The organism is Nakamurella alba, from assembly GCF_009707545.1.
In the GTDB taxonomy this organism is placed as follows: Bacteria; Actinomycetota; Actinomycetes; order Mycobacteriales; family Nakamurellaceae; genus Nakamurella; species Nakamurella alba.
In genome coordinates, this window is record NZ_WLYK01000017.1 from 70,889 (window position 1) to 97,506 (window position 26,618).

Annotated in this window: 21 protein-coding genes; 13 read left to right on the plus strand and 8 right to left on the minus strand. The window is 72.3% G+C overall.

Features of this window, described 5'->3' with window-relative positions:
- Positions 1 to 55: 55 nt before the first annotated feature.
- A complete protein-coding gene (locus tag GIS00_RS25415) occupies positions 56 to 1,732 on the minus strand; it encodes an AMP-binding protein (protein ID WP_196073464.1) in 1,677 nt (558 codons plus the stop codon).
- 168 nt (positions 1,733 to 1,900) lie between these two features.
- Between GIS00_RS25415 and GIS00_RS25420 the strand changes: the two genes are divergently transcribed.
- From GIS00_RS25420 to GIS00_RS25440, 5 genes are all read left to right on the plus strand, one after another.
- Positions 1,901 to 2,971 (plus strand): FecCD family ABC transporter permease, encoded by a 1,071-nt coding sequence (locus GIS00_RS25420; protein WP_154771271.1) that lies wholly within the window; start codon positions 1,901 to 1,903, stop codon positions 2,969 to 2,971.
- Positions 2,968 to 4,068, plus strand: coding sequence for a FecCD family ABC transporter permease (locus GIS00_RS25425; RefSeq protein WP_322098433.1), 1,101 nt, complete (start codon positions 2,968 to 2,970; stop codon positions 4,066 to 4,068). Before GIS00_RS25420 ends, GIS00_RS25425 begins: the two co-directional genes overlap by 4 nt.
- A gap of 6 nt (positions 4,069 to 4,074) precedes the next feature.
- A complete protein-coding gene (locus GIS00_RS25430; RefSeq protein ID WP_322098434.1) occupies positions 4,075 to 4,884 on the plus strand; it encodes an ABC transporter ATP-binding protein in 810 nt (269 codons plus the stop codon).
- A 185-nt stretch (positions 4,885 to 5,069) separates the two neighbouring features.
- The gene (locus GIS00_RS25435; protein WP_154771272.1) at positions 5,070 to 6,182 is read left to right on the plus strand and encodes an iron-siderophore ABC transporter substrate-binding protein; all 1,113 of its coding nucleotides are present in this window, start codon (positions 5,070 to 5,072) and stop codon (positions 6,180 to 6,182) included.
- A gap of 115 nt (positions 6,183 to 6,297) precedes the next feature.
- Positions 6,298 to 7,605 (plus strand): type 1 periplasmic-binding domain-containing protein, encoded by a 1,308-nt coding sequence (locus GIS00_RS25440; RefSeq protein WP_154771273.1) that lies wholly within the window; start codon positions 6,298 to 6,300, stop codon positions 7,603 to 7,605.
- 113 nt (positions 7,606 to 7,718) lie between these two features.
- On the opposite strand, the gene GIS00_RS25445 is transcribed toward GIS00_RS25440, so the two are convergent.
- The 5 genes from GIS00_RS25445 to GIS00_RS25465 all read right to left on the minus strand — a co-directional run bounded on the left by GIS00_RS25445 (position 7,719) and on the right by GIS00_RS25465 (position 14,995).
- Positions 7,719 to 8,810: a sigma-70 family RNA polymerase sigma factor gene (locus tag GIS00_RS25445; protein WP_154771274.1), complete on the minus strand. Its 1,092-nt coding sequence runs from the start codon at positions 8,808 to 8,810 to the stop codon at positions 7,719 to 7,721.
- 150 nt (positions 8,811 to 8,960) lie between these two features.
- The gene (locus GIS00_RS25450; RefSeq protein WP_154771275.1) at positions 8,961 to 9,821 is read right to left on the minus strand and encodes a hypothetical protein; all 861 of its coding nucleotides are present in this window, start codon (positions 9,819 to 9,821) and stop codon (positions 8,961 to 8,963) included.
- A 131-nt stretch (positions 9,822 to 9,952) separates the two neighbouring features.
- Positions 9,953 to 11,413: a plasmid pRiA4b ORF-3 family protein gene (locus tag GIS00_RS25455; protein ID WP_154771276.1), complete on the minus strand. Its 1,461-nt coding sequence runs from the start codon at positions 11,411 to 11,413 to the stop codon at positions 9,953 to 9,955.
- A gap of 96 nt (positions 11,414 to 11,509) precedes the next feature.
- Positions 11,510 to 13,129, minus strand: coding sequence for a chaperonin GroEL (groL, locus tag GIS00_RS25460; protein ID WP_154771277.1), 1,620 nt, complete (start codon positions 13,127 to 13,129; stop codon positions 11,510 to 11,512).
- Between the two features lie 396 nt (positions 13,130 to 13,525).
- The gene (locus tag GIS00_RS25465) at positions 13,526 to 14,995 is read right to left on the minus strand and encodes a serine/threonine-protein kinase (protein ID WP_322098435.1); all 1,470 of its coding nucleotides are present in this window, start codon (positions 14,993 to 14,995) and stop codon (positions 13,526 to 13,528) included.
- 122 nt (positions 14,996 to 15,117) lie between these two features.
- Between GIS00_RS25465 and GIS00_RS25470 the strand changes: the two genes are divergently transcribed.
- The 7 genes from GIS00_RS25470 to GIS00_RS25500 all read left to right on the plus strand — a co-directional run bounded on the left by GIS00_RS25470 (position 15,118) and on the right by GIS00_RS25500 (position 21,823).
- Positions 15,118 to 16,797 carry a Mur ligase family protein gene (locus tag GIS00_RS25470; protein WP_154771278.1) on the plus strand — a complete coding sequence of 560 codons (1,680 nt, stop codon included), beginning with the start codon at positions 15,118 to 15,120 and terminating at the stop codon, positions 16,795 to 16,797.
- Between the two features lie 119 nt (positions 16,798 to 16,916).
- On the plus strand, positions 16,917 to 17,870 hold the full coding sequence (locus tag GIS00_RS25475) for an aldo/keto reductase (RefSeq protein ID WP_154771279.1): 954 nt from the start codon (positions 16,917 to 16,919) through the stop codon (positions 17,868 to 17,870).
- Positions 17,871 to 17,897: 27 nt separating this feature from the next.
- Positions 17,898 to 18,866 (plus strand): NAD(P)H-dependent flavin oxidoreductase, encoded by a 969-nt coding sequence (locus GIS00_RS25480; RefSeq protein ID WP_154771280.1) that lies wholly within the window; start codon positions 17,898 to 17,900, stop codon positions 18,864 to 18,866.
- A gap of 62 nt (positions 18,867 to 18,928) precedes the next feature.
- Positions 18,929 to 20,128, plus strand: a complete 1,200-nt coding sequence (gene moeA, locus GIS00_RS25485; protein ID WP_154771281.1) for a molybdopterin molybdotransferase MoeA — start codon at positions 18,929 to 18,931, stop codon at positions 20,126 to 20,128.
- Positions 20,129 to 20,145: 17 nt separating this feature from the next.
- Complete coding sequence (locus tag GIS00_RS25490; protein ID WP_154771282.1) at positions 20,146 to 21,225, plus strand: winged helix DNA-binding domain-containing protein; 1,080 nt, start codon at positions 20,146 to 20,148, stop codon at positions 21,223 to 21,225.
- A 47-nt stretch (positions 21,226 to 21,272) separates the two neighbouring features.
- Positions 21,273 to 21,560, plus strand: a complete 288-nt coding sequence (locus GIS00_RS25495; protein WP_196073465.1) for a DUF6457 domain-containing protein — start codon at positions 21,273 to 21,275, stop codon at positions 21,558 to 21,560.
- A complete protein-coding gene (locus GIS00_RS25500) occupies positions 21,560 to 21,823 on the plus strand; it encodes a GlsB/YeaQ/YmgE family stress response membrane protein (RefSeq protein ID WP_154771283.1) in 264 nt (87 codons plus the stop codon). The genes GIS00_RS25495 and GIS00_RS25500 overlap by 1 nt, the downstream gene beginning before the upstream one ends.
- A 51-nt stretch (positions 21,824 to 21,874) precedes the next feature.
- On the opposite strand, the gene cphA is transcribed toward GIS00_RS25500, so the two are convergent.
- Entirely contained in the window at positions 21,875 to 24,634 is a 2,760-nt protein-coding gene (cphA, locus tag GIS00_RS25505; protein WP_154771284.1) for a cyanophycin synthetase, read from the minus strand.
- A gap of 120 nt (positions 24,635 to 24,754) precedes the next feature.
- Entirely contained in the window at positions 24,755 to 25,714 is a 960-nt protein-coding gene (locus GIS00_RS25510) for a cyanophycinase (RefSeq protein ID WP_154771285.1), read from the minus strand.
- A gap of 219 nt (positions 25,715 to 25,933) precedes the next feature.
- On the opposite strand from GIS00_RS25510, the gene GIS00_RS25515 reads away from it, so the two are divergent.
- Entirely contained in the window at positions 25,934 to 26,509 is a 576-nt protein-coding gene (locus tag GIS00_RS25515; protein ID WP_154771286.1) for a TerD family protein, read from the plus strand.
- Positions 26,510 to 26,618 lie beyond the last annotated feature (109 nt).

The window sequence follows — 26,618 nt, forward strand, 5'->3', positions numbered from 1 at the left end:
CGGGCCGGCGCCGTAGCACGTCGACGACGCCGGCCGTCGTCACGGCCGCCGGAGCTCAGGCCGGACCGAAACGCTCCCGGGTCGGCTGGACCCCGGCCGCCACCGCGTCCCACGCGTCCGCGGGCACACCGAGGCCGCGCAGCGACGGCTTGTCCACCCGCAGAGCGACGTTGCGCGGCAACGTGTCCCGCACCACCAGGTAGCGGGGCACGGCGAAGTAGGACAGCCGCTGCACGAGCCGGCGATGGATGTCCGGGGCGTCGCTGCCCGGCCGTACGGCGAGGTAGGCGAGCACCTCCTCCTCCATCTCCGCCGCCACCCCGATGACCGCCGCCTCGGTCACCTCCGGCAGGTCGAGCAGTTCGCGCTCCACCTCGGCCGCGGACACGAACTCGCCGCGCCGCCGGATGGCGTCCTTGACCCGGTCGACCAGCCGGTGGTCACCGGCCGCGGTGCGCACGAACACGTCGCCGGTGTGGAACCAGCCGTTGCGCCAGACCCGGGCAGTGGCCGCGGCATCGTGCAGGTAGCCCGGTGTGATCACCCACGGCAGGTCGTGTCGCACCACCAGCTCACCGGGGGTGCCGGGCGGCACCTCCACGTCGTGCTCGTCGACGATCCGGGCATGGTAGCCGGGATCGGCCGGAGCACCCAGCGATCCCACCTCCGTCGGATCCAGAACGGTGAAGACACAGCTCATCTCGGTCATCCCGTACACCATGTACACCGAGATGCCGAACCGGCGGGCGAAGTCCTGGTAGCCGGGGAACAGCGGGGCAAGCAGCGCCAGCCGCAACGGGTTGTCGGCATCATCGGGCCGCTCCGGCTGCTTGTGCAGGAACAGGGACATCGCCGAATGCAGCCAGGCGACGGTGCACCCGTGCCGGCGCACCGTGTCCCAGAACCGGCTCACGCTGAACCCGGTGTCGACCAGGAACGAGGCGCCCAGCTGGATCATCGAGTAGACGGGGGTGTCGGCGCCGCCGTGGAACAGCGGCGCACACACGTGGAACCGATCGGCGGCACCGACACCGACCATCCGGAAGCTGCTCTCGGTGTACCGGTCGTACTGGGCGTAGGTGCGCCGCACCGCCTTCGACGCCCCGGTGGTGCCCGAGGTCATCAGCACGGCGCACTCGTCCCACGGCTCCAGCGGCGGATCCAGCACCGGCCGGGCCGCACCGTTCACCGTCGCCACCTCGGTCCACGACGAGACCGGCCACGGCAACGGGACTTCCGGCGCGGTCCCGCCCACCAGTACGACGTGCCGGAGGTGCGGCAGCGTGACCGGATCCAGCTGCGCCAGCCGCTCGGCCAGGTCGGCGTGGACCACCAGCACCGATGCCCGGGTCAGCTCGAGCGCGTGGTGCAGCTGCGGTGTGCGGTAGGCGGTGTTGAGCGGGGCGTAGACCGCCCCGAGGGCACAGGTCGCGGTCCAGGACAGGATCGCCTCCGGCCCGTTCGGCAGGCACGAGGCCAGGTACTCCCCGCGCGCCAGTCCGGTCACCTCCGCGAGCCGGTGGGCCAGCCCCCAGGTCCGCGCCGCCGTCTCCGCGTAGCTCCAGGTGGTGCCGTCGGTGAACACCGCGCACGGGGCCTCGGGGGTGCGCGCCTGCAGGGCCGCCAGCACCTCCGGCAGCACGGACTCCGCCCTGGTCGGGAATCTCACCTCCCGCAGGTCGAGTGGGCCGGACGGCGGGATCGGCCGGTCGGCGGCCGGGACCTGTTCCACGTGCGTACTCCTCCACGACGTCGCCATTGAACTCAGTTCAATTCAATCATCGCGGGCCGGGTCGCGCCAGCCTCCGGGACCCGACCCATGGGTGACACGCAACGAAACGGACACGCGGGGATGCGACACTGAGGTAATGCTCACCTACCCACTCGCGGCGGCGAGGCGATGACCACCACCGGTCTGGACAGTCCCCGCCCCGCGGCCCCGGGGGTCGACCCCGCGGCACCGAAGCGCTCGCTGGTCGAGGGCACCGCGAACCGGCTGGTCGTCTGCCTGGTCGCCCTCGTCGTGCTGGTGCTGCTCGGGTTCGCCAGCCTGTTCGTCGGCTCCGGCGAGATCCCCGCGTCGGTGGTCTGGGAGGCGCTGCGCGGTGACCGCACCGACACCCTGGCCCTGTTGGTCACCGACTACCGGATCCCGCGGGCGATGATCGCGGTGCTGGTCGGTTGTGCGCTCGGCGTGGGCGGCGCACTGATCCAGGCGATCACCCGGAACCCGCTCGCCGATCCCGGCCTGCTCGGTGTCAACTCCGGCTCGTTCTTCGCGGTGGTGCTGTCGGTGACCATCTCCGGCACCGCCAACCTGTCCTCGTACGTCTGGTGGTCCTTCCTCGGCGCAGCGGTGGCCGCCGTGTCGGTCTACGTGATCGGCTCCCGCGGCAGCGGCGCCACCCCGGTGAAGCTGGTGCTGGCCGGCCTTGCGTTCGGCGCCGTGCTGAACGGCATCACCTACGCCGTGACGTTCCTCGACCCCGACGTCTTCGACAAGATCCGGTTCTGGCAGTCCGGCTCGCTGCAGGGCCGGCAGATCGACACCTTCTGGTGGGCACTGCCGTTCGTGGTGGTCGGTGTGCTCACCGCGGTGCTGCTGTCCCGGTCGCTCAACGCGCTCGCCCTGGGCGAGGACCTGGCGAAATCGCTGGGCGTGCACCTGTTCCGCACCCGGGCGATCGCGATGGGCGCCCTCACTCTGCTCTGCGGCGCGGCGACCGCGGCCGTGGGCCCGATCGCCTTCCTCGGTCTGATGGTCCCCTACCTGGCCCGGGTGGTCGCCCGGTCCGACCAGCGCTGGATCGTCCCGCTGTCCGCCCTCTTCGGCCCGGTCATCTTCCTCGGCGCCGACGTGCTCGGTCGCGTGCTGGTGCCGTCGGAGATGCCGGTCGGCGTGGTCGTGGCCTTTCTCGGCGCACCGGTCCTGGTCGCCGTCGTCCGCACCCGGAAGAAGAGTGGCCTGTGAGCGCCGACCTCGTGAAGAGCCCCGGCACGTCGCCGGATCCCGCGCCGGCCGAGGCACCGCCCCGGTCGCTGCGCCCGGCGCTCCGACTCGGACCGGAGATCAGCTTCCCGGTGCACGTGCGCTCGCTGGTGGTGTTCCTGGCCCTGCTCGTGATCACCGTGGTGGTCGCCGGCTGGGCGATGACTCTCGGGACGATCGACGTCCCCGTCGGCACGCTGATCCAGGCCGTCTTCGGCAGCGGCGAGGACGGCATCGTCCGGCTGATCCAGAACTGGCGGCTGCCCCGGGTGGTGATCGCCATCGTCGGTGGCGCCTCGCTCGGCATCGCCGGGGCGATCTTCCAGTCGCTGACCCGCAACCCGCTGGGCAGCCCGGACATCATCGGCTTCAACAACGGCGCCTACTCGGGCGCACTGATCGCGATCCTGGTGCTGAACACCGGGCGCACCGGCTCCACCATCGGCGCGCTCATCGGCGGCATCGTCGCGGCGGCGATCGTGGTCGGGCTGGCCACCCGGGGCGGCGGCCTGCAGGGCATGCGGCTCATCGTGGTCGGCATCGCGATCAGTGCCGTCCTGGCCTCGCTCAACGTCTATCTCATCCTGCGCGCCGACCTGGAGACCGCGATGGCGGCGGCCGCCTGGGGCATGGGCATCTTCGACACCATCACCTGGTCCCAGGTGCTGCCGATCGTGATCGCGCTGGTGGTCCTCGTCCCGGTGCTCTGCGGGTTCGCCCGTTCGCTGCGGCTGCTGGAGCTCGGCGACGACTCCGCCGCCGGCCTGGGCCTCAACGCCAACCGGACGCGGCTGATCCTCATCGTGGTCGGTGTCGGGTTCACCGCGGCGGTCACCGCCGCGGCCGGCCCGATCCTGTTCGTCGCGCTCGCCGCCCCGCAGCTGGCCCGCCGGCTGACCGGCTCGGCCGGCATCCCGCTCGCCGCCTCGGCCGCGATGGGCGCGCTCCTCCTGCTCGTCTCCGACGTCGCCGCGCAGCAGCTGCTCGCCCCCAAGCAGCTGCCGGTCGGCGTCATCACCCTCACCCTCGGCGGCGCCTACCTCATCGGCCTGCTCATCGCCCAGTCCCGGAAGGCCTGAGAAGAAGTGACCATCACCCCCACCCTGCCGGACACCGCCCTGGGCGCACGCGGCCTCCGCGTCGGCTACGAGGGCCGGACCGTCATCCAGGAACTCGACATCGCCATCCCGGACGACTCCTTCACGGTGATCGTCGGACCGAACGCCTGCGGTAAGTCGACCCTTCTGCGCACGCTGGCCCGGCTGCTCAGGCCGACCGCCGGCACCGTCCTGCTGGACGGGGCCGACATCGCCAAGCAGCCGTCGAAGGAAGTGGCCCGACGGCTCGGCCTGCTGCCGCAGAGTTCCGTGGTTCCGGACGGCATCTCGGTGATCGATCTGGTCTCGCGCGGCCGGCATCCGCACCAGAACTTCCTGCGCCAGTGGTCGGAGGCGGACGAGAAGGCGGTCCGCGAGGCGATGGAGGCCACCCGGGTCGACGGGCTGGCCGACCGGAAGGTCGACGAGCTGTCCGGCGGTCAGCGCCAGCGGGTCTGGGTGGCCATGGCGCTGGCCCAGGAGACCCCGCTGCTGCTCCTCGACGAGCCCACGACCTACCTCGACATCACCCACCAGATCGAGCTTCTCGACCTCTGCGTGCGCCTGAACCGGGAGAGCGGGCGCACCCTGGTCGCCGTGCTGCACGACCTCAACCAGGCAGCCCGGTACGCCACCCACCTGATCGCCATGCGGGCCGGGCACGTCATCGCCCAGGGCACGCCCGCCGAGGTGGTGACCGCCGAACTGGTGCAGGAGGTGTTCGACCTGCGGTGCCGGATCATCGACGACCCGGAGAGCCACACCCCGCTGGTCGTGCCGCTGGTGACGCACCACTGACCGAGCCGCCCGAGCCCGGCACCGTTGCGCGCTGCGCGTCCTGTTGTGCCGAAGGCAACAAGCGGACAGCAGAAACGTAACGGAGTTGTGGTCTGCGCGAACGGGTTTTGAGGATAGCCTGACCTCACCTGTGGGGATGGGCGCCGCGTTGCGCCTGCGCGCCCGCACCGATCCGAGAGGGAGTCATGCACCGTCTGACCCGTACCTTCGCCGCGGCCGTCGCGGCCGTGGCCACGCTGGGGCTGGCCGCCTGTTCGTCCGGCTCCGATGCCGGCACGAGCTCGACGGCCGCGACCACCGCCGCCACCTCCGCCGCGTCGTCCGCGACCTCCGCGGCGCCGTCGTCCGATTCAGCGACCAGCGCGGCCGGCAGCTCCACCTCGGCGAGCTCCGCCGCCTCCGGTCCGGTCACCGTGACCGACCAGTTCGGCACCGTCACCGTCCCCGAGCTGCCGGCCGACGCCAAGGTCGTCGCCCTCGGCTGGTCGGACGCGGAGATGGCGCTGGCGCTGGGCGTCGTCCCGGTCGCGGTCTACGACTGGCAGGGCTTCGGCGAGGCGAACAAGGGCGTCGGCCCGTGGGCCACCTCGCTGTTCGGCGACGTCACCCCGGAGATCATCACCCGCGGCGACCAGACCCTGAACTACGAGCAGATCCTGGCCCTGTCGCCGGATCTCATCCTCAACACCCGCTCCTCGGGTGACGAGGCCGAGTACGAGCGGCTGTCCGAGATCGCCCCGACCGTGGGCGCCCCGGCCGGCACCGCCGCCTTCGCCACCGCGTGGGACGACCAGATGACCCAGGTCGCCACCGCGCTGGGCAAGGCGTCCGAAGGCGAGACCATCGTCGCCGACGTCAAGCAGCAGATCGCCGACGTCGCCGCCGAGAACCCGGACTTCGAGGGCAAGACCATCGTCTCCGCGTCCAAGTTCGGTGACGCCTACGGCGCCTACCTCGCCGGTGACGGCCGCTTCGACCTGCTGGCCGACCTCGGCTTCGTGCAGAACCCGGCCGTGCTGGACCTCGAGGCCTCCGGCTTCTACGCCGCCGTCAGCGCCGAGCAGGTCACCGCGTTCGACGCGGACGTCGCGGTCGTCGTGCCGATCGGCTTCACCCTGGCCGAGACCGAGGCCGACCCGCTGCTGCAGAGCCTGACCGTCACCAAGGACGGCCGCGAGATCATCGTCGACCCGGCGGGCGAGCTGTCCGGCGCGTACAGCGCCGCCAGCGTGCTGAGCATCCCGGTGGTGCTCGAGCAGCTGACCCCGCAGCTGGTCACCGCGGTCGGCAAGCTCTGACCTGACCTCCCGTTCCACCCGACAGGGCCCGGCATCCTTCGCGGATGCCGGGCCCTGTTGCCGTCCGGACGGGGACCGCACCGGCAGCGCACCTGCCCGGAACTACGCTGGGCGGGTGGAACCCGGACGACGACGTGCGATCCCGCACGCCCGCCGTCCGGCCGCCGCGGTCGCACTGCTGGCCGTTCTGCTGCTGCTCCCGGCCTGCACCGGGGGCGGCACGTCCAGCGGATCGACCGGCACCGTCTCGCTGACCGCCGGCCCGCCCCCGACCAGCGCGAGTGCGAGCGCCACCCCGACACCGACCACCACCGTGCCCACCCCGACCCCGGTGACGCCCGACGGGCTGCTGACCGGGCCGGGGATCTCCGACACCACCATCTCGCTCGGCCTGCTGGTCGATCCCGATCGGGACCGCGGGTTCTCGGACGGGCTGCTGCTGTGGGCGCGGACGGTCAACGCCACCGGTGGGATCTGCGGCCGGAAGATCGAGTGGCGCACGTCGCCGTCCATCGGGCAGCTGGCGCAGTACGACGACCTGGCCCGCTCGGTGGCCGGCATGGTGGCGCTGCCGGTCGGCACCGCCCGCACCGCGCTGGCCGCCTCCGCCGAGTCCGACGGGATGACCGTGCTGACCGGGTCCGGCACCTCCGCCGAACTGGGCACCGGGCTGGTGCCGCTGGGCGCGACCGACGACATCAAGGCCATCAACGCGCTGTCCTACCTGCAGGGCACCGGGGTGATCGAGTCGGGCAGCACCGTCGGTGTGCTCAGCGACGGCACCCCGGGTGCACTGAACGCACTGGCCGGCGCCCGCTGGTGGGCGGACCGGCAGGGCCTGGTGCTGGACGTCCGGACCGGAGCCGCGACCGGTGACTGGGACGGGGCGCGGGCCGTGCTCGCACTGACCTCGCCGACCGAGGTCGCGTCGCTGCTCGCCGCGACCGCCGCTGACGTCACGGTGATCACCGATCTGGACGGTTACGAGCCCACGCTGTGGACCGCGGCCGACGGAGACCGGCTGTTGGTCGACCTGATCACCCCGGCCTTCGGCTCCGACCATCCCGCTGCCGCGGCCGTGGCCCGGGCCTACAGCGAGTCCAGCCGGCTGCCGCCCGGTCCCCGGCTGCTCGCCGGTTACGCCGTGGGCAACGGCTGGGCCCGGCTGCTCGGCCAGGCCTGCACGTCCCTGGACCTGACGCGGACCGGGATCGCCGGAGCCGCGGTCACCGTCGGGCCGGCGTCGGTGGACTCGTTGTTCGGCCCGTCCGATCCGGCCGAGGTGGTGCAGGACGGCCTGCCCGCCACCCGGGTGTCCTCGATGGCGGTCGCCGATCCGTCCGCCCCGGCCGGCCTGCGGCCGCTGGTCTGGCTGCAGGCGGCGGAGGGGATCACCGACTACGTCCCCGGTGCGGCGAACTGACCGCACCCGACCCTGCTCGCCGACGGCGGGGGTCGACCCGTCGGACCGGCTGATCCACCGGCAGCGGAGCGGATGAACGGCCGGCCCGGTGGACCACCGGGACGGCAGGCGGATCAGCGCGCTGCGCGGACCGCTCCCGGGCCGTCGGCCACCGTCTCACCGGGCTCCGCCCCGGCGTCCGGCGGGCTGTCCGGCAGGCCGTGCAGGGCGAACACCCTGGTGTCCAGGAAGGTGCTGATGCCGCGTACCGACCCGTCGCGCACGTCGAGAACCTGCAGGCCCCAAGGGAAATAGCTGCCGTCGGCGGCGAGCCGGTACTGCGCGAACGCCGGCTGGCCGTTGGCGACCGTGCGGATCAGCCTCGATCCCCGGCATTCGGCACCCGGCCCGAGCATCCAGGCCACGACGTCCTGCGGTCCGCTCAGCCACATCTCGTACGGCGGCATGTTCTGCAGCACGTCCTCGTGCAGCAGGCTGACGAAACTCTGCATGTCGTACCGTTCGAAGGCGTCGACATACCGGTCCAGCAGCGCGGTCTGCGCGCTGTCCAGCTCGTCGAAGATCTCCGCCGCCGGACCGGAGCCACCGACCTCGGCACCGGCGTCGGCCACCGATCCCTCCGCCCGCCGTTCCGCGAGCGCAGCATGGGCCCGCTGCAGCGCGCTGTTCACCGATGCGACCGTGGTGTCGAGCAGCTCGGCGACCTCGGCGGCCTTCCAGCGCAGCACGTCCCGCAGCACCAGCACCGCCCGCTGCCGGGCCGGCAGGTACTGCAGTGCGGCGACGAAGGCCAGCCGGACGGACTCCCGGCGGACGATCACCTCTGCCGGGTCGGCGACCGCGTCCCCCGCGGGAAACAGCCAGCCGTCCGGCATCGGCTCGAGCCACTCCTCGGCGGCGCGGCTGCCGGCCAGCGAGGCCTCGATCGGCTGCCAGGAGGTCCCGGACAGGTCGTAGGGGCGGGCCCGCCGGGAGCGGGAGCCGATCAGGTCGAGGCAGACGTTGGTGGCGATCCGGTAGAGCCAGGTACGCATCGACGCCCGGCCCTCGAAGGAGTCACGCGACTTCCAGGCCCGTACCAGCGCGTCCTGGACCGCGTCCTCGGCGTCGAAGGCGGAGCCGAGCATCCGGTAGCAGTAGCCGAGCAGCTCCGTGCGGTAGTGCTCGGGATCGACCTCCGTACCGGGGTCCACCGTGACCGTCAACTCCGCCTCCTCGCTTCCGGGTCCGACCTTCTCACAGCGCTCCGACAGTCGGGTGAGTTCCCGGCCACGGATCCGCCGACGCGGCCCGGGTTCAACTGCGGCCGGCCACCGGCGCCGGGACGCACCCGGTCGAGGAAAGCGCCGGGCGCGTCAGACCCGGCCGAGCACCAGATCCGTCGCCAACGACCGCACCAGTGCGGAGCGCGGGTCGAAGGGGACGGAGCGCCGACGGCCGGGGGCGATGATCGCGAAGAGGCCGTCGACGTTGCGGACCAGCGAGCGCACGGTGTCCGGCGCCGGGGCGGCGCCGACCGGCTGCGCCCACTCGAGCGCGGCGAGACCCGCGGCGAGTGCGGTCGGATCGGGCCCGTGGCCACCCGCGACCAGCAGCAGGTGCAGCAGCGAGGCATCCGCCACCGCCCGGCCGCCCAGCCCGGCCGGATCGGCGGTCAGTACGGCGGTGCGCAGCTGCTCCGGCCCGGCAGCGGCGGTCGCACCGGCGGTCGTGAGGACCAGCCGATCGCGGTGCCGGCGGATCAACCCCAGATCACGCAGCACCTCGCGGAACTGTCGGACCCGCAGCTGCAGATCCTCGTCGGCGGAATTCCACAGCACAGGCAGATGCGCGACCAGCGCGGCGATCTCGACCGGATCCAGCCCGCCGCCGGTGGCCAGCGGCAGCCCGTCGGACCCGCAGTGCCCGAGGAACCACAGCACGGGCGCCAACCCGTCCGCCAGCTCCTCCGGAGTCGGGCACAGGGTCCGGTCGATCCGGGCGGCGGCGGCGACGAAGACGGCCCGTGGGCCGGCGGGTATCAGGTCGATCAGGGCGGCCAGCTCGGGGCGCAGGTCGTCGGGCAGCTCCGCGGATCCGGGCAGCGCCACTTCCAGTTGCTCGATGACCGCCTGCACGTCGTCGTCCGACAGCGCGGCCAACGGGTCCGCCACCCGCAGGTCGTCGACGACCGGATCCTCGCGCGGGAGGTCGGCAGCGGTCAGTTGCTCGGACATCCCACTACTTCACCACAGATATCCGAAATGCCGGAAGGGCGGCCCCACTTCCGTGGGACCGCCCGGCGGACCACGGCGACGCCCATGGCCTCCCACTCGACGACCAGCCCTGCCTGGCAGTCCGGCGCAGGTCAGACGAGCCCCAGCACCACATCGGTGAGCAGTGCCCGGACCACCGGGTCCGACGGATCGGGCTGCCACCCGCGGACCGGCTTCCGGCTCAGCTCGGCGAGCAGTCGGCGGGCCGGGTCCCAGATGTCGTCCACCGTCTGTGGGCGAATCGGCCCGGCGCCCTCGCTCCATCCCATCGACGTGAGCGCCCTGGCCACCACCTCCGCGGCCGACCCGTCCGACCGATCCGGACCGACGAGAAGCAGCGCGCGCAACAGGATCCCGAGGACCTCCGGCTCCGAGGGCGAGAGGGACGCGAGCTTGTCGCCCAGGACCCTCCACAGGCGCTCCGGATCGGTGGCTCCCTTGCCGGCCTTCGTCAGGATCAACTTGCCCTTGAACTTCCGCACCAGTCCGAGCCGGGTCAGGAGTCCGCGGAAGATGTGGACGGGCGGGGTCAGGTCCTCCCGGTTCTTCTTGCCGATCCACTCGGCTGCGGTGGGCAGGAGTGCCGCGACTTCCTCGACGACGACCGGCGGCAACCATCCCGCCGTCGTGAGCTGCAGTCCGTTCGGCCTGCAGCGGTCCAGCAGGTGCAGGAACGGCCGCAACCGATCGGCAACCTCGGCAGGATCGGGGCGGAGGTCCGGATCCAACCCGAGGCCGGCCTCGACGAACACACCGACCAGGGAGGGGTCCATCCGCCGGAACGAGAGTTCCAACTCCGTCCGGAGCCGTGGTCGGTCGGCGTCGTCGATGATCTCGTCGATCGCGGCGTTCACCATCTCGACGTCGAAGGCGGCGGGATCATCCAGCAGGGTGGCCAGCTCGTCGCCGTCCCGGACGCTGCCGCAGTCCTCCGGCGGGCCCGCCCGCCGGCCGGTGATGCAGCGCGCCCGCGGCTGATCGGTGATCGGGACGATCGCCTCCAGCCTGATCGACAGGTCCCAGTGGTCGCCGTAGTCGTACACGTACTGCAGGACGTCGCCGGGCACCGACATGGTCTCGTCCAGCCGGACGTCGCGATCCAGCAGGCCGTCGGGCTCGTCGTCGGAGTGCTCGGCATCCTCCTCGCAGACGAAGACCTGGGCGTCCCAGGCGAACGGGTCGCCGCCGATGGAGAACCGGTGCAGGTGGTAATCCCACCACCCGAAGCAGGCCTGGATGATCTGGTGCACGGTCGCCAGTTCGAGGTCGGAGCTCAGCTCCAGCCGCCGCCAGATGGGCGGGGTGGCTCCCTTCAGGTCCACCCGCACCCGAAGGATCACCGGGGACGACCGGCGGGGCCTTCTCAGGTCCGGCCGGGGTGGCGGTGTGAACCCGTACAGACCCCTGCCGCCGGACGGCGGTGGCGCGCCCGGACCGACGACGGAGATGCCGAACTGGGCCATCAGCTCCTGCAGTTCGAGCGGCGACATGTTCGCGATCGCGTCCGACAGCCCGTCCGGTAGGTCTGGCCCGACCGGATTCTTCCTCGCCATGCGATGAGCCTACGAAGCATCCGGAGATGCCACGAGGGCGGCCCGCCGAAGCGGACCGCCCTCGTGATCGTGCGTGGAGCCTGATCCTCTGTGGGATCAGAAGTCCATGTCACCGCCGGGGCCGGCCGGGGCGGCCGGGGCCTTCTCCGGCTTGTCGGCAACGACGGCCTCGGTGGTCAGGAACAGCGCGGCGATCGACGCGGCGTTCTGCAGCGCCGAGCGGGTGACCTTGGCCGGATCGATGATGCCGGCCTTGACCAGGTCCTTGTACTCGCCGGTGGCGGCGTCCAGACCCTCGCCCGAGGGCAGGTTCTTGACCTTCTCCGCCACGACGCCACCCTCGAGACCGGCGTTGACCGCGATCTGCTTCAGCGGCGCCTCGACGGCGACCTTGACGATGTTGGCACCGGTGGCCTCGTCACCCGAGAGCTCCAGGGTGGCGAACGCCTTGGTGGCGGCCTGCAGCAGACCGACGCCACCGCCGGCGACGATGCCCTCCTCGACCGCGGCCTTGGCGTTACGCACGGCATCCTCGATGCGGTGCTTGCGCTCCTTGAGCTCCACCTCGGTGGCAGCCCCGGCCTTGATCACCGCGACGCCGCCGGCCAGCTTGGCCAGCCGCTCCTGCAGCTTCTCGCGGTCGTAGTCCGAGTCGGACTTGTCGATCTCGGCGCGGATCTGGGAGACCCGGCCGGCGATCTGCTCGGCGTCGCCGCCGCCGTCCACGATGGTGGTCTCGTCCTTGGTGACGATGACCTTGTGGGCGGTGCCCAGCAGCGCGACATCGGTGTTCTCGAGCTTGAGGCCGACGTCCTCGGAGATGACCTGGCCACCGGTCAGGATCGCGATGTCCTGCAGCATGGCCTTGCGGCGGTCACCGAAGCCCGGGGCCTTGACGGCGACGGACTTGAAGGTGCCACGGATCTTGTTGACGACCAGGGTCGCCAGGGCCTCGCCCTCGACGTCCTCGGCGATGATCAGCAGCGGCTTGCCGGACTGCATGATCTTCTCGAGGATCGGCAGCAGGTCCTTGATCGCGGAGATCTTGGAGCCGTAGAGCAGGATGTAGGGATCCTCCAGCACGGCCTCCTGACGCTCGGCGTCGGTGGCGAAGTACAGCGAGGTGTAACCCTTGTCGAAGCGCATGCCCTCGGTGAGCTCGAGCTCCAGGCCGAAGGCGTTGCTCTCCTCGACGGTGATGACGCCTTCCTTGCCGACCTTGTCCATCGCCTCGGCGATGAGCTCGCCGATCGAGGTGTCCGCGGCGGAGATCGAGGCGGTGGCCGCGATCTGCTCCTTGGTCTCGATCTCGACGGCGTCGGACAGCAGCTGGCCGGAGATGGCCTCGACGGCCTTCTCGATGCCGCGCTTCAGGCCGAGCGGGTTGGCGCCGGCGGCCACGTTGCGCAGTCCCTCGCGGACGAGGGCCTGGGCCAGGACGGTCGCGGTGGTGGTGCCGTCACCGGCAACATCATCGGTCTTCTTGGCAACTTCCTTGACGAGCTCGGCACCGATCTTCTCGTACGGATCGTCGAGCTCGATCTCCTTGGCGATCGACACACCATCGTTGGTGATGGTGGGAGCGCCCCACTTCTTCTCCAGGACGACGTTGCGGCCGCGCGGCCCCAGCGTCACCTTGACGGCGTCGGCGAGGGTGTTCATCCCGCGCTCGAGACCGCGACGCGCTTCCTCGTTGAAAGCGATCAGCTTGGCCATGAGGTGTGAATCCTCCAGATTCGCCTGCGCGGAGTCCCGGATCTCGTCCGGGCACGCAGTGACAGCGTGGCTAGTGGATGCGGCCGTGTCGACGCCCGCGACGGACGGACCCGTTCCGGTGCGTTCCCTGCCCGCCCGTGACCGTGCCCTCGTCTCGACGACCTGGCACTCAGGCTACCCGAGTGCCAACCCAGGTTTAGCACTCACCCAGGGCGAGTGCAAGAAATCTGCCCGCCTGCACATGCCTCCCCCATGTCCCCCGCACCCCCGACCCGCGAGGATCTTCTTCGCAGGCGCGTGTGATCGTGTCGCGTTTGGTACTGGTGGGACGGTTGTCGCCACTTTCCTACGCGCAGGCGAACTTGATCCTCGCGCTGGGGCGGGGGTGGGGCGGGGTCAGCGGGCGGTGGTGACGAAGGGGTCGGGCAGGCCGGACACGGAAGGCAGGCCGGTCTCCGGGATGAGCTCGCTGGGCAGGGTGAAGGTGCTGCCGCCGCCGGTGGGCACCGGGGGGACGGTGGGCCGGTTGCTCTCCTGGGTGGTGGTCCCCGGCGCGGGCGACACCGCGGGCCGTGACTCCTGGTTCCCGCCGGACGGTGTCGAGGACGTCTGCACGGCGGGCGGCGCCGGGGTCTGCGTGTCCGAACCGGAGTTCCGCACCACCAGCACCACGACCACGGCGGCGATCACCACCAGCGCGGCGGCGCCGGCGATCCACGGCCACGACCTCTTCGTCCCGTCCAGCCGGTGGCTGGTCGGCCGGACGCCGTCCCCGGACGCGGTCCCGGGGATCTGATAGGCGGCCGCCGGGATCTGCCGGGCGGCCGGGTCCTCCCCCACCCGGTACCCGGCAACCGGGTGCGGTCCGGCCGGGGGCGGCGGCACGGAGTGCTGCACCAGACCGGGCACCGGCACCGCGGAGGACCCCGGGGCCGGCTGCACCGCGCCGAACATCTGGGTGTCAGGTCCCGTGGAGATCGGCAGGTCGACACCGACGCCCGCACCGGGAGCGGGCGGCGCCGGGGCGGCGGGCACCGAGGACAGCGCCTTGCGGGCCGCGGCCAGCAGGTCGGCGCTGCTGGGGTAGCGGGCCGCCGGGTCCATCGCCATACCGCGGGCGATCACCCGGTCGATCGCCGGCGGCAGCCCGGTCAGCGCGGACAGCGACGGCACCTGCCCGGACAGGTGCCCGGTGATGACGGCGCGGACGTCGCCGACGAACGGCGCCCGCCCGGCGAGCGCGGTGAAGAGCATGCAGGTCAGCGAGTAGGAGTCGGCGGCAGGCAGGATCTCCTCGCCGCGCAGGTGCTCCGGCGAGGCGTAGGTCGGCGAGCCCAGGAAGTCCCCGGATCCGGTGCGGCTGCCGATGGTGTCGCGCCGGGTCAGCCCGAAGTCGGCCAGGTAGACGTGCTCGGTCCCGGCCGACTCGTTGCGGGTGATCAGCACGTTGGCCGGCTTCACGTCGAGGTGCACCAGCCCGCGGTCGTGCAGCATGTCCAAGGCCGCGCCGACCTGGCCGAGCAGGGCCAGCACCCGGCGCTCCGGCAACGGGCCGTTCACCAGCTCCCGGGCCAGGTCCGTCCCGTCGACCAGCCGCATCCCGATGTACAGGTGTCCCTCTGCCTGCCCGAAGTCGTACAGCGGCACCACGTTCACGTGGTCGATCGCCGACGCGGCGCGCGCCTCCTCGACGAACCGGGCCCGGAACTCCGGATCGGAGGACAGGTGCTCGCTCATCACCTTCAGCGCCACCGGCCGGTCCAGCCGGGTGTCCAACGCGCGGTAGACCACGCTCATCCCGCCGCGGCCGAGGATCTCCTCCACGCGGTAGTGGGCGAGGCTCCTCCCCGACAGATCGTCCGACACGAGCCCAACCCTAGAGGGATCACGCCTGTCACCCGGGCGGAAACGATCACCTCACGATCCGGGTCACTCCGCGGTGGCACCGGCCGAGCGCGCCGTGGCATCCGGGTTCTAGGTTGGTGCCCATGCCCACCCCGGTGGAACTGCGGCTGCTGACCGGACCGAACGTCTACTTCACCCGCCCTGCGGTGAAGCTGACCCTGGATGCCTCCGGCGTGCTGGAGGCGGACCCGGCCCGGGTCGTCGGCTGGCAACGCGCGCTGCGCACCCCGGACCACGCGGTCGGGCTGCCCGGCTCCCCCACCCGGGCGGTCGCCGCCGCGGAGCTCGCCGCGGCGCTGGTGCGACGGGCCGGGTACCGGCTCGGGCTGCGGGTGGCGGCGATCGCCACCCCGGCCGACGACAACACCGTGGTGGTGGCCTTCCCGTTCCGGCGGCGCGGCATCGGCGAGGCCTTCGGCGAGGAGGTGGCCGCCGCCTACCGCGCGGTGACCGTCGACGGCGCCACTCCGTCGGCCGCGCTTGCCGGCATCAAGGAGCGGGTGACCGGGCGCGAACCCGGCGAGCCGGTGCGGCCGCTGCGCCCGCGCATCCCGGTCATAGCGGTGACCGGTACCAACGGCAAGACCACCACCACCCGGCTGATCGCCCACCTGATGCGGGCCGACGGCCGGGTCCCGGGCTGGTCGTCGACGGACGGCATCGTGATCGACGGCGAGACGGTGGAGACCGGCGACTGGTCCGGCCCCGGCGGCGCGGCCCGGGTGCTGGAGGACCCGCGGGTGACGGTCGCGGTCACCGAGACCGCCCGCGGCGGCATCCTGCTCCGCGGGGTGGGCACCGCCGTCAACGACGTGTCGGTGGTGACGAACATCAGCGCCGACCACCTCGGGCTGCTCGGCGTGCACACGATCGAGCAGCTGGCCGAGGTGAAGTCGGTGGTTGCCCGGATCACCAAACCGACCGGGTGGACGGTGCTCAACGCCGACGACCCGCTGGTCCGGGCGATGCGCACGGTGTCCCGGGCGCGGCCCTGGTTCTACTCCCCCGACCCGGAGAATCCCTACCTGGCCGAGGCTCTCGACGCCGGCGGCCGGGCGATCACGGTACTGGACGGGGTCATCGCGGTCCTCGAGCGTGGACTGGAGCCGCGCCTGCTGCTGCCGGTGGCGGAGGTACCGCTGACCCTGGCCGGGACGTCCCGGGTGAACGTCGCCAACACACTGGCCGCCACCGCCGCGGCGCTGGCGATCGGCGCGAAGCCGGACGCCGTCCGCGAAGGACTGCGCACCTTCTCCTCCTCGGCCGCCGACAACGCTGGCCGGCTCAACGTCTACGGGGTCGGGACCTGCGCCGTGGTGCTGGATCTCGCCCACAACGAGGCATCGCTGGAGTCGCTGCTCGAGGTGGCCGGGCGCCTGCGCACCGGTAGCGGCGAGCTGGTCGCGATCCTGGGCACCGCCGGCGATCGCACCGACGAGGCGATCCACGCGATGGGATCGATCGCCGCCGCGGCCGCGGACCGGCTGATGATCGCCGGCAAGGACAAGTACCTGCGGGACCGGGCACCGGGCGAGATGGAGCAGCTCTGGCGGGCCGGCGCCGCCGAGGCGGGCACCCTCGACGTCCCCGAGGCGCCCGACGAGTTGACCGCCCTGGCAACGATTCTCGATTCCGACCTGCCCGAAGGGTCGGCGGTGGCGGTGTGCGCACTGGAGCAGCGGGCGGAGATGGCGGAGGAGATCCTGCGGCGCGGCGGCCGGGAGATGGACGCGGCGGAGATCGCCGCGCGGGTGCACGGCTGAGTCCGTGCGACAGCCGGGTTCTGTGACACCCGGCACCGAGGGTTCGTGGACGGCCGGGATCGGGAACCACCACCGACGGCCGGGCATCCGGCCGTGAGCACAGCGCAAGGAGCAACCGCATGACCGGCACCACCCACTTGGCCACCATCCCCCGCACCGACCTCGCCGTGTCGCCGATCTGCCTGGGCGGCAACGTGTTCGGCTGGACCGCCGACGAGACCGCCTCGGCCGGGATCCTCGACGCCTACCTGGCCGGCGGCGGCAACTTCATCGACACCGCCGACGTGTACTCGGCCTGGGTGTCCGGGCACGGCGGAGGCGAGTCGGAGACGGTGCTGGGCGGCTGGCTGGCCCGGTCCGGCCGGCGGGACGACATCGTGCTGGCCACCAAGGTCGGCCAGGCCGACGGGGTGAAGGGCCTGTCCCGGACGTCGATCCGGGCAGCCGCGGAGGCGTCCCTCCGCCGCCTCGGCACCGACCACATCGACCTGTACTACGCACATGTCGACGACCCGGACACCCCGCAGGAGGAGACAGTCGCCGCGTTCGGCGAGCTGGTGGCCGAGGGCAAGGTGCGCCAGGTGGCGGCCTCGAACTTCACCGCGGACCGGCTGGCGTCGTCCCTGCGGATCGCCGATGAACTGGGCGTGGCCCGCTACGTCGCCCTGCAGCCGGCGCTGAACCTGCTGAACCGGGACGCCTTCGGCGCCGACCTGCAGCAGCTGCTGGAGCGGGAGCAGATCGCCGCTGTGCCGTACGGCGCGCTGGCCGGCGGGTTCCTCACCGGCAAGTACCGGGACGGCGGCCCCGCGGTGGACAGCCCGCGCGCGGCCAACGCGGTCCGCCGCTTGGACGACCGTGGGCGTCGGGTGTTGGCCGCGCTCGACGAGGTCGCCGCACAGACCGGCGCGACCCAGGGCGCGGTGGCGATCGCCTGGGTGGCCGCCCAGCCCACCGTCGTCGCGCCGATCGCCAGCGCCAGCACCCCGGCGCAGGTCGCGGACCTGCTCGCGGCCACGTCGCTGTCGCTGGACGCGGCACAACTGCAGGCACTGGACACCGCCTCGCGCTGATCCGGGGCGGGTCGGCAGGATGGGCACATGCGCACCTGGCTCACCGACCACCTGCAGATCGAGATCCCCGTCGTGTCGGCGCCGATGGCCGGCGTCGCCGGCGGCCGGCTGGCCCGCGCGGTCAGTGCGGCCGGCGCCCTCGGCATGGTCGGCATCGGCACCTCGGCGGACCCGGCCTGGATCGAGCAGGAGCTGTCCGAGGCCGCCTCGGCCGGGAAGCCGTTCGGCGTCGGCCTGATCGGCTGGTCGGTCGGCGACCCGGCGGACATCCTGCCGCTGGTCGTCGCGGCCGGTCCGGCGCTGGTCAGCGTCAGCTACGGCGGCGAGCTCTCCGACTGGGTGGCCGGGCTGCACGACGCCGGGATCACCGTCGCCACCCAGGTCGGCACCCTGGACGACGCCCGGGACGCGGACGCCATCGGGGTGGACGTGCTGGTCGCCCGCGGTGCCGAGGCGGGGGGCCACGGCCGGAACCAGGTGGCCACCCTGCCGCTGCTGCAGGCCGTGCTGGAGGAGATCGACGCCCCGGTGATCGCGGCCGGCGGCATCGCCACGGCCCGCGGAGTGGCCGCGGTGCTGGCGGCCGGTGCCGTCGGCGCCTGGGTGGGATCCGCGTTCGCCACCGCCACCGAGGCCGACACCGGTCCGCACGCCCGGGAGGCGATGGTCGGCGCCGAGCTGACCGACACCGTCTACACCCGGGTGTTCGACCTGGCGCAGCGGCTGGCCTGGCCGCGGGAGTTCGGCGGCCGGGCTCTGGTCAACGGGGTCACCGACACCTGGGCCGGCCGTGAGGACGAGCTGGAACGGCAACCGGCCGCGCTGACCGCACTGTCCGACCAGGTGGTCTCCGCCCGCGCGGACGGCGACGTGTCCGTCGCGCCGGTCTACGCCGGCCAGGCCGTCGGTCTGGTCTCCTCGGTGCGCCCGGCGGCGCGGATCGTCGCGGAGCTGGCCACCGCGGAGGACCTGCTGCGCAAGGCCGCCGGCCTCTGATCCGTCCGCCCCCGACCACCCGGCGGCGGTCGGACGACGCGGGACCGGGCAGGATGGTCGCCATGCGCCCGGTCGAGGAACACGCCGCCGTCGTCACCGCCCTGCTGCCACCGGCACCGACGGTCGACGTCCCGCTGGCCGCCGCCCTCGGCCAGGTGCTGGCCCGCGACATCCCGGCCCCCATCAGCCTGCCGCCCTTCGCGAACTCCGCGATGGACGGATATGCCGTCCGGGCCGCGGATCTCACCTCGTTCCCGATCGAACTGCCGGTGTCCCAGGACATCCCGGCCGGCAGGCAGGACGTCGGGCCGCTCGCGCCGGGTACCGCCGCCCGCATCATGACCGGTGCCCCGATGCCGGCCGACGCGGACACGATCGTGCAGGTGGAACGGACCGACGGCGGCGTGGACCGGGTGCGGATCGACAGCGCACCGCCGGCCGGCGTGCACGTGCGGACGGTCGGCGAGGACGTCGTCGCCGGATCGCTGCTGCTGCCCGCGGGCAGCGTGGTGCACGGACCGCAGATCGGCGTCGCGGCCGCCGTGGGGCTGGCCACGCTGCCGGTCCGGCGAGCGGTGCGGATCCTGGTGCTGTCCACCGGGACGGAGCTGGTGGCGCCGGGTCAGCCGCTCGGCCCCGGGCAGATCTACGAGTCGAACTCGGCGATGCTGGCCGCGGCGATCCGCGAGGCCGGCGGCGAGCCGGTGCTCGCCCACTTCGTGTCCGACGACGTCGACGAGTTCTCCGACCGGCTGGCCTCGGCGGCCGCGGAGGTGGACCTGGTCCTCACCTCCGGCGGGGTGTCGGCCGGCGCGTACGAGGTAGTCAAGGACGCCCTCACCGGCCGCGGCGTGGAGTTCGCCAAGGTGGCGATGCAGCCCGGGATGCCCCAGGGCGCAGGACATGTCACCCTGCCCGACGGTCGCGCGGTCGCGATGGTCACGTTGCCCGGCAACCCGGTCAGTTCCTACGTGTCGTTCGAGGTCTTCGTCCGGCCGGCGATCCGGGCCGCCATCGGGCACCCGGACCCGCTGCGGCCGGCCGTCCGGGTGCCGCTGTCGGTCGGACTGGAGTCGCCGGACGGGAAGCGGCAGTTCCGCCGCGGGGTGCTGGACACGGTGGCCGGCACCGTCGCACCGTGGGGCGGGCCGGGCTCCCACCTGCTGGCCTGGTTGGCGGGCGCCGACGCGATGATCGTGGTCCCGGAGTCGGTGACCTCGCTGGCGGCCGGCGACGAGGTCGAGGTCTGGCTGCTCTCGTAGGGCATGGAGGTGGGCCGATGGACCGGTCGCGGGTGTTCGGCCACCGGATGCGCGAACACCGGCTGCTGGGCGGGACCGCCGCCGACGCGGTGGACGCCGTCCGGGCGATGGTCGGTGCGCACGCGCAGATCCCGTCGGCCGCCGACCTGGCGATCGGCTTGCGCTTGCGGGCCTTCGCCGGCGCCGGCGAGGGTCTGACCCGGACCTTCGGGCCGCGCGGCACGGTCCACCTGCTGCCCACTGCCGACCTGGGCCACTGGCTGCCGGCCCTCGCCGCGGTCCCCGGCCGGGGGGCAGCGGATCCCTACCTGGACGCGGACCGGATCGATCAGGTGTGCGCGGCGCTGGGCCCCATCCTGGCCGACGGTCCACGGACCCTGGTGGAGCTGGACGAGGCGGTGCCGGCGGCCCTCGGCAGCTGGGCCGCCGAGCAGGTGATCCCGGACTTCGGCGGCCTCGCCGCCCGCTGGCGGCGGGCGATCGCGGTCGCCGCACACCGCGGCGTGCTCTGCTTCGGCCCGAACCGCGGGCGCCGGACCACCTATGCCGCGTTGCCGGAACCGCCTGCGCCGCAACCGGAACGCGCCGCCGTGCAGTGGCTGGCCGGGGAGTACCTGCGCGCCTACGGTCCGGTCACGGCGAAGGATCTGGCCCGGTGGCTGGCCACGGATGCGGGGTGGGCGGCAGCGGCGCTCGGGTCCGTCGACGGGGTGGTCCGGGACGGCGACCGGTTCGACGTCCCACGGACGGACGAGCCGCCGGCGGTCGCCGGCACCGTCCGGCTGCTGCCCTACTTCGATCCCTACGTCGTCGGCGGGCAGCCCCGGGAGGTGCTGTTCCCGCCGCCGGTCCGGGCCCGGGCGATGACGAACTCGCAGCCCGGCACCCGCCCGGTGCTGCTCGTCGACGGAGTGGTGGCGGGGATCTGGCACCTGGCCCGCCGCGGCCGCCGGGCGACGCTCACCGTCGAGACGAATCTGCGGTGGAACCGAGCCCTGCGATCGGCCTTCGATGACGAGATCGCCCTGCTGGAGACACTTCTGGACACCACCGCGCAGGTCGTTCTGGGCGAGGTCGCGGTCGGCGGTCATGCCTGAGACCGGGCATCCGGCGCTCCCGAATCGGCATGGATAGGCTCGCGGGCATGAGCACACTGGACGACTGGCTGATGGAGGCCGGCAGGTCGCTGGCACTGCCGCCGGGGCCGATCCCGGCGGACCTGCGCAACGAACTGCTCGACCTGACCCGGGACGTGGCGCACGGTGTCGCCCGGGTCGCCGGTCCGCTGACCTGCTACCTGGTCGGCGTCGCCGTCGGCCGGGGTGCGGCGCCCGGCGCCGCGCTGGCCGCACTCACCGACCTGGTGAAGGCCCGCACCACCGATGCGGACACCGGACCTGCCGGTGCCGGGACCCACGAGAAGGAATCCTGATGAGCTGGATCGGCTGGATCGTCTTCGGTGCGCTGGCCGGATGGGTGGCCTCGCTGGTGGTGAAGGACCAGCGCCGCGGCTGCATCATGAACATCATCGTCGGCATCCTGGGCGCCGTGCTCGGCGGCTTCATCTACCGGGTCGCGACCGACACCCCGTGGGACTTCGGTTGGGACTGGAAGAGTTTCGGCGTCGCCGTGCTGGGAGCGCTGCTGCTGCTGGTGATCCTGTCGCTGGTCACCCGGTCGACCACCCGGCGCTGACCGCACGATCCGGCCGGTCCCCTGCGCCGCAAGGGGCCGGCCGGGCGCGGTTCACTCGTCGGCGGCGCCGGCCTGTGCCGTCTTGCCGATGGCCTGCAGTTCGTCCCACACCGCACGCGCCCGGTCGACGCAGATCACCACCAGGTCACCGGGATTCGCCCGTTCCACCGCGACCCGGGTGGACTCGATCTCGTCCAGCACGACGCCGATCTCCTTGACCCGCGCCCCCTCCGCCTGGGCCGCCTCGGCGCCCTGCACGATCAGCGCCGCGGTCTCCCCCGACTTCCGCCCGCGCAGTCGTTCGTCCTCGCGAACGACCATGATGTCGAAGTGCTTGGCGGCCTGGTAGCCCAGGTCGACCATGTCCTGGTCCCGCCGGTCGCCGGCGGTGGCGATCACACCGATCCGCTGGGGCCGCTCCATGGCCGGTGCGTCCTCGAAGAACCGGTCGACGAAGTCGCCGAGTGCGACCATGGCCGGCGCGTTGTGGCAGTAGTCCACGATCACCTTGACCCCGCGCACCTCGGTGAGGTTCATCCGGCCCGGCGCCGAGTAGTAGGACGGGGTGAAGGAGCGCAGCCCGGCCCGGATGTCGTGCAGGTGCGCGCCGGCGCAGTAGGCCGCGGCGGCCGCCGCCATCGCGTTCTGCACGTTGAACATCGCCTTGCCGCCGAAGGTCACCGGCAGCAGATGCGTGTAGGCCAGCGGCATCCGACGGCGGCCGTGCACCAGCACGATCAGGTCGCCCAGCTCGCCCGGCTCCAGCACGACGGCCTTGCCGCCGCGCCGGCAGTGGTCGGCGATCATCCGGTTGTTGGGCTTGACCGAGAACCAGACGATCTCGCCGGCGCAGGCGCGGCGCATGTTGGCGACCAGCTCGTCGTCGGCGTTCAGCACCGCCGACCCGAGCTTGGGCACCGCCTCGACGATGACCTGCTTGACCTTGGCCAGCTGCTCGACCGAGTCGATCCCGCGCAGCCCCAGGTGGTCCGGTGCCACGTTCAGCACCACGGCCACGTCGTTGCTGGTGTAGCCCAGGCCTTCCCGGAGGATGCCGCCGCGCGCCACCTCGAACACCGCGAAGTCGACCCGCGGGTTCTGCAGCACCATGCGCGCCGACTTCGGTCCGGAGGCATCCGCGCGGATCACCAGCCGGTCGTCGATGACCACACCGTCGGTCGAGGTCATGCCGACCTTCCGGCCGATGCCCTTGAAGATGGTGGCGATCATCCGGGAGGTGGTGGTCTTGCCGTTGGTGCCGGTGACCGCGACGATCGGGATCCGCGAGTCCGAGCCCGGCGGGAACATCAGGTCCACCACGGGTTTCGCCACGTACTGCGGGTCGCCGATGGTCGGGTGGGTGTGCATCCGGAATCCCGGCGCCGCGTTCACCTCGCAGATCGCGCCACCGGTCTCGCGGACCGGCTGGGTGATGTCCGGGCAGAGGAAGTCGATGCCGGCGATGTCCAGACCCACGACGCGGGCCGCCTCCTCGGCGATGTCGACGTTGTCCGGGTGTGCCTCGAAGGTCCGGTCGATGGAGATGCCGCCGGTCGACATGTTGCCGGTGAGAGCGAGTTTCACCATCTCACCGCGCGGCGGGACGTCGGTCATCTCGTAGCCCTGGGCCCGCACCAGCTCCACCGCGGCGTCGTTGACCAGGATCCGGGTGAGCACCTTCTCGTGGCCCACGCCGCGTCGGGGGTCGGCGTTCGTCTCGTCGACCAGCTCGGTGACCGACTTGATGCCGTCACCGATGACGTGTGCCGGTACCCGCTCGGCGATCGCGACCATGTTGCCGCCGATCACCAGCACCCGGTAGTCCTTGCCGGTGATGAACGACTCGACCAGCACGTAGCCGCGCCGGGACTCGTCGGCCGCCAGCTCGAAGGCCGCGCGCACCTCGTCGTCGGTGGTCAGGTTGATCGCCACGCCGCGACCGTGGTTGCCGTCCAACGGTTTCACCACCACCGGGAACCCGATCCGGTGCGCCTGCCGGACCGCCTCGTCGGCACTCGTGACCACCTCGGACGCCGGGACCGGCAGTCCTGCCGCGGCCAGCAGCCGGTTGGTCAGCTCCTTGTCGGAGGCGATGTCGACGGCCAGCGAACCGGTGATCGAGGTCATCGTGGCCCGGATGCGGCGCTGGTGCACGCCGTGGCCGAGCTGGACGAGCGACCCGGAATTCAGCCGCTGCCAAGGGATGTCGCGGGTGATGGCCTCTTCCAGGATGGCCTGGGTGGACGGCCCGAAGGCCACCCGCTGGCTGGTCCGCAGGAAACTCTCGTGCTCGGCCTCGAAGTCGAAGTCCGGATCCGGCGGCGGGGTGCCGTCGGACCGGCTGACCAGGTCGTTGACCAGCCGCACCGCCAACCGCCCGGCGAGCATGGCCACCGTCTCGTCGAGGTAGCCGTAGATGACGTTGTAGACGCCGCGGGCACCGGTGGAACGTGTTTTGCCACGGGTGATCTCGTGCCCGGCGGTGCGCTGCAGCTCCAGCGCGACGTGCTCGGCGACGTGGCCGGCCCAGGTGCCCTCCAGCAGCCTTTCGACGAAACCCCCGTCGTGGCCGCGGGAGCACTGGTGGTCGTGCAGGCCGGGCAGGATCGCCAGCAGCGCCTCGGTGAAACCGGGCAGCAGGTCGGTGGGTGACTCCTCGAGTCCCTGGATGTCGACCACCAGGTGCACGGCGGGTTCGTAGGAGTAGTAGTTCGGGCCGCGGTAGACCCGGCTCTCCTTGATCACCACCACCCTGGGCGCCCCGGCCGCACCCGCGGCCCCGCTCTCCGACCCTCCGGCGGTTTCCGCCATCGCCACCCACACCTCTCGAGTTCTCTCGACCGGTTCGCCTCCGGCCCGATCCGGAGTGAGGTGATTGTGCCCCCCGGTGATCACCGGCGCGTGACGAGCCCGTGATCACCGGGGCCGGGCTCAGCTCCCGGCGGGCCTGCGCCGGAGCTCGGCCGTGGTCTCGTGCGCGCCCTCAGCAGCGATCCGCCGGGTTCGCGGGCGGGTCTGTTCCGGCAGGTCGGCGAGGGTGGCGACGCCGGCCGGTTCGGAGGTGTCCAGTCCCGGTGCGCTGATCAGCCGACGCGCGGTCAGGTCGAACACCGCACCGCGGGGCAGGGTGTGCAGCTTCAGGTCCGACATCATCAGCGGTTGGGTGCCGGTGGCGGTGTAGGCGGTGGTGATCACCTCGGCGCCGTCGACGATCGTCACCACACCCTTGCCGCGCACCTCGAGCAGGCCGTTGGCGGTGATCTGGGCGGCGGTGTCCTCGTCGATGCCGATGCCGAGCTGGGCCGGGTTCGCCGCCACCAGCGCCAGCAGCCGGCCGAACCGGTTCCGCTGGGTGAAGTGCTGATCGACGATCACCCCGGTCAGCAGGCCGAGGCCCTGGGACACCTGGCCGACGCGGAACTTCGGCGTCGAACCGCCGGTACCGAAGGACACCATGTGCTCCGAGCAGATGGAGGCGCCGGCCGACGTGCCGGCCACCAGTGCGCCGCGGGCGTGCGCGGCCCGGATCGCGTCGCCGAGCGGGGTGCCGACCACGACGGTGGCCAGCTTCGTCTGGTTGCCGCCGGTCATGAAGACGACGGTCGCCCGGTCGACGGCGGCCACCAGCGCAGGATCACCGGCCTGCTCGCGGCTCTCCGGACGGATCCCGACGACGTCGGTGACCCCGAGGGAGGAGAACAGCTGCAGGTAGGCGTGGGTGATCTCGTCGCCGAGCGAGGACGCGGTGGACAGCACCACGATCCGGGCGGAGCTGCCACCGCCGATGCGGACCACGTCCCGCAGGATCGTCATCCGGCCCAGCTTGTCCTCGGCACCACCGATCGGCATCACCACGCCGGGGGTGCCGGGCGTCGCGGCGGGTTCGACCATGCGTGTCACCGTATCGGCCCAGCGGGGCCGGATTCACCACCTGTGCCCGGCCCGGGCCGTCGCACCGCCACCGGCCGGACGGGGCCGAACGGGCGGATCGGCCGGAAACCGCGCCGGGCGCGGCGGGCTGGGCCATGCTGGATCGCGCAGCGGCGATGCCGCGACAGCGCCGTCCGTCGTGGGCGGTGCCACCGACGATGCAGGGAGAGTGCGAGAACCATGGGCGTGAGCTTGACCAAGGGCGGCAACGTGTCGTTGACCAAGGCGGCCCCGGGTCTGACGGCGGTGTCCCTCGGACTGGGCTGGGACGCGCGGACCACCGACGGCGGCTCCTTCGACCTGGACGCCAGCGCGCTCGGCCTGGCCGCGGACGGGCGGGTGCCGGGCAACGAGTACTTCGTCTTCTACAACAACAAGCGCTCGGTCGACGGGTCCATCGAGCACGGCGGCGACAACCTGACCGGTGAGGGCGCCGGCGACGACGAGGTGATCAAGGTCAACCTGGCCGCGGTCCCGCCGCAGATCGAGAAGGTCGCCGTCGCGGTGTCCATCTACGAGGCGGACGCCAAGGGCCTGTCCTTCGGCCAGGTGCGGAACGCCTACATCCGCGTCGTCAACGACGCGGACGGCTCCGAGCTCGCCCGCTACGACCTCTCCGAGGACGCCTCCACCGAGACCGCGATGGTCTTCGGCGAGCTCTACCGCAACAACGACGAGTGGAAGTTCCGGGCGATCGGCCAGGGCTACGCCTCCGGTCTGTCCGGCATCGCGCAGGACTTCGGCGTCGTCGTCTGACCCTCTCCCTCCCCGCCGGGCGTCCTGCAACCAGGGACCTATAGCTCACTGTCATGTGTCAGTACTTCGCTGACAGGTATGTGTCAATACATCGCTGACACTCTCGTGT

Coding starts and splice junctions, on each gene's coding strand:
- GIS00_RS25420 (WP_154771271.1), top strand. CDS start 1,901: ATGACCACCACCGGTCTGGACAGTCCCCGCCCCGCGGCCCCGGGGGTC.
- GIS00_RS25435 (WP_154771272.1), top strand. CDS start 5,070: ATGCACCGTCTGACCCGTACCTTCGCCGCGGCCGTCGCGGCCGTGGCC.
- GIS00_RS25450 (WP_154771275.1), bottom strand. CDS start 9,821: ATGTCCGAGCAACTGACCGCTGCCGACCTCCCGCGCGAGGATCCGGTC.
- GIS00_RS25455 (WP_154771276.1), bottom strand. CDS start 11,413: ATGGCGAGGAAGAATCCGGTCGGGCCAGACCTACCGGACGGGCTGTCG.
- groL (WP_154771277.1), bottom strand. CDS start 13,129: ATGGCCAAGCTGATCGCTTTCAACGAGGAAGCGCGTCGCGGTCTCGAG.
- GIS00_RS25470 (WP_154771278.1), top strand. CDS start 15,118: ATGCCCACCCCGGTGGAACTGCGGCTGCTGACCGGACCGAACGTCTAC.
- GIS00_RS25475 (WP_154771279.1), top strand. CDS start 16,917: ATGACCGGCACCACCCACTTGGCCACCATCCCCCGCACCGACCTCGCC.
- GIS00_RS25480 (WP_154771280.1), top strand. CDS start 17,898: ATGCGCACCTGGCTCACCGACCACCTGCAGATCGAGATCCCCGTCGTG.
- moeA (WP_154771281.1), top strand. CDS start 18,929: ATGCGCCCGGTCGAGGAACACGCCGCCGTCGTCACCGCCCTGCTGCCA.
- GIS00_RS25490 (WP_154771282.1), top strand. CDS start 20,146: ATGGACCGGTCGCGGGTGTTCGGCCACCGGATGCGCGAACACCGGCTG.
- GIS00_RS25495 (WP_196073465.1), top strand. CDS start 21,273: ATGAGCACACTGGACGACTGGCTGATGGAGGCCGGCAGGTCGCTGGCA.
- GIS00_RS25500 (WP_154771283.1), top strand. CDS start 21,560: ATGAGCTGGATCGGCTGGATCGTCTTCGGTGCGCTGGCCGGATGGGTG.
- cphA (WP_154771284.1), bottom strand. CDS start 24,634: ATGGCGGAAACCGCCGGAGGGTCGGAGAGCGGGGCCGCGGGTGCGGCC.
- GIS00_RS25510 (WP_154771285.1), bottom strand. CDS start 25,714: ATGGTCGAACCCGCCGCGACGCCCGGCACCCCCGGCGTGGTGATGCCG.
- GIS00_RS25515 (WP_154771286.1), top strand. CDS start 25,934: ATGGGCGTGAGCTTGACCAAGGGCGGCAACGTGTCGTTGACCAAGGCG.